At 57.7% G+C, this 2,892-nt stretch carries 1 rRNA gene; it reads left to right on the top strand.

From position 1 onward, the window contains the following. Positions 1-2 precede the first annotated feature (2 nt). Positions 3-2,892: ribosomal RNA gene (locus CV945_RS16680) — 23S ribosomal RNA — on the top strand; the annotation flags it as partial.

Below are 2,892 nucleotides of genomic sequence, written 5' to 3'. Positions count from 1 at the left end.
TAGGTTAAGCTAGAAAGGGCGCACGGTGGATGCCTTGGCACTAGGAGCCGATGAAGGACGGGGCAAACGCCGAAACGCTCCGGGGAGCTGTAAGCAAGCGTYGATCCGGAGATGTCCGAATGGGGGAACCCACTGTCCGTAATGGGGCAGTATCCATGCCTGAATCCATAGGGCATGGAGGGCACACCCGGGGAACTGAAACATCTTAGTACCCGGAGGAGAAGAAAGCAAACGCGATTCCCYRAGTAGCGGCGAGCGAAACGGGAACAGCCCAAACCAAGAGGCGTGCCTCTTGGGGTTGTAGGACCGCTCATTGTGGGAGTGAGAAAGGAACGGGGTAGACGAACCGGTCTGGAACGGCCGGCCAGAGAAGGTGACAGCCCTGTAGTCGAAACTTCGTTCCCTCCCGAGCGGATCCTGAGTACGGCGGGACACGGGAAATCCCGTCGGAAGCAGGGAGGACCATCTCCCAAGGCTAAATACTCCCTAGTGACCGATAGTGCACCAGTACCGTGAGGGAAAGGTGAAAAGCACCCCGGAAGGGGAGTGAAAGAGAACCTGAAACCGTGTGCCTACAAGTAGTCAGAGCGCGTTCATGCGTGATGGCGTGCCTTTTGTAGAATGAACCGGCGAGTGACGATGGCGTGCGAGGTTAAGCCGAAGAGGCGGAGCCGCAGCGAAAGCGAGTCTGAACAGGGCGAAAAGTACGTCGTCGTCGACCCGAAACCAGGTGATCTACCCATGTCCAGGGTGAAGGCCGGGTAACACCGGCTGGAGGCCCGAACCCACGCACGTTGAAAAGTGCGGGGATGAGGTGTGGGTAGGGGTGAAATGCCAATCGAACTTGGAGATAGCTGGTTCTCCCCGAAATAGCTTTAGGGCTAGCCTCGGGATGGAGAGTGTTGGAGGTAGAGCACTGATTGGGCTAGGGGCCCTCATCGGGTTACCGAACCCAGTCAAACTCCGAATGCCAACGACTTATGCCCGGGAGTCAGACTGCGAGTGATAAGATCCGTGGTCGAGAGGGAAACAGCCCAGATCGCCAGCTAAGGCCCCAAAGTGCACGTTCAGTGGAAAAGGATGTGGAGTTGCAAAGACAACCAGGATGTTGGCTTAGAAGCAGCCACCATTTAAAGAGTGCGTAATAGCTCACTGGTCGAGTGACTCTGCGCCGAAAATGTACCGGGGCTAAACGTGCCGCCGAAGCTGCGGGATGACCGTTGGTCATCGGTAGGGGAGCGTTCTAAGGGCGTTGAAGCCAGACCGGAAGGACTGGTGGAGCGCTTAGAAGTGAGAATGCCGGTATGAGTAGCGAAAACAGAGGTGAGAATCCTCTGCGCCGAAAGCCTAAGGGTTCCTGAGGAAGGTTCGTCCGCTCAGGGTTAGTCGGGACCTAAGCCGAGGCCGAAAGGCGTAGGTGATGGACAACAGGTTGAGATTCCTGTACCACCTCCTTCCCGTTTGAGCGATGGGGGGACGCAGGAGGATAGGGCGAGCAGGCGGCTGGAAGAGCCTGTCCAAGCCGCAAGGCTGATCCGTAGGCAAATCCGCGGATTGTAAGGCCAAGCGGTGATGGCGACGGAGTCATCCGGAAGTCCCCGATTTCACACTGCCAAGAAAAGCCTCTAGCGAGGGAAGAGGTGCCCGTACCGCAAACCGACACAGGTAGGCGAGGAGAGAATCCTAAGGCGCGCGGGAGAACTCTCGTTAAGGAACTCGGCAAAATGACCCCGTAACTTCGGGAGAAGGGGTGCTCGTTTGGGTGAAGAGCCCGAACGAGCCGCAGTGAAAAGGCCCAAGCGACTGTTTATCAAAAACACAGGTCTCTGCGAAGCCGAAAGGCGACGTATAGGGGCTGACACCTGCCCGGTGCTGGAAGGTTAAGGGGAGCGCTTAGCGGAAGCGAAGGTGCGAACCGAAGCCCCAGTAAACGGCGGCCGTAACTATAACGGTCCTAAGGTAGCGAAATTCCTTGTCGGGTAAGTTCCGACCCGCACGAAAGGTGTAACGACTTGGGCGCTGTCTCAACGAGAGACCCGGTGAAATTATACTACCTGTGAAGATGCAGGTTACCCGCGACAGGACGGAAAGACCCCGTGGAGCTTTACTGCAGCCTGATATGGAATTTTGGTATCGCTTGTACAGGATAGGTGGGAGCCTGGGAAGCCGGAGCGCCAGCTTCGGTGGAGGCGGCGGTGGGATACCACCGGGGTGGGAGACAGTGTCAGGCGGGCAGTTTGACTGGGGCGGTCGCCTCCCAAAAGGTAACGGAGGCGCCCAAAGGTTCCCTCAGAATGGTTGGAAATCATTCGGAGAGTGCAAAGGCACAAGGGAGCTTGACTGCGAGACGGACAGGTCGAGCAGGGACGAAAGTCGGGCTTAGTGATCCGGTGGTTCCGCATGGAAGGGCCATCGCTCAACGGATAAAAGCTACCCCGGGGATAACAGGCTGATCTCCCCCAAGAGTCCACATCGACGGGGAGGTTTGGCACCTCGATGTCGGCTCATCGCATCCTGGGGCTGTAGTCGGTCCCAAGGGTTGGGCTGTTCGCCCATTAAAGCGGTACGCGAGCTGGGTTCAGAACGTCGTGAGACAGTTCGGTCCCTATCCGTCGCGGGCGCAGGAAATTTGAGAGGAGCTGTCCTTAGTACGAGAGGACCGGGATGGACGCACCGCTGGTGTACCAGTTGTCCCGCCAGGGGCACCGCTGGGTAGCTATGTGCGGACGGGATAAGCGCTGAAAGCATCTAAGCGTGAAGCCCCCCTCAAGATGAGATTTCCCACCGCGTCAGGCGGGTAAGATCCCTCGAAGATGACGAGGTCGATAGGTCCGAGGTGGAAGCGTGGCGACACGTGGAGCTGACGGATACTAATCGATCGAGGGCTTAACC

The sequence above is a fragment of the Geobacillus sp. Manikaran-105 genome, from assembly GCF_002809955.1.
In the GTDB taxonomy this organism is placed as follows: Bacteria; Bacillota; Bacilli; order Bacillales; family Anoxybacillaceae; genus Geobacillus; species Geobacillus thermophilus.
Note: the sequence above shows the minus strand (reverse complement) of the source record. Positions and strands in the feature narration are given on the sequence as shown.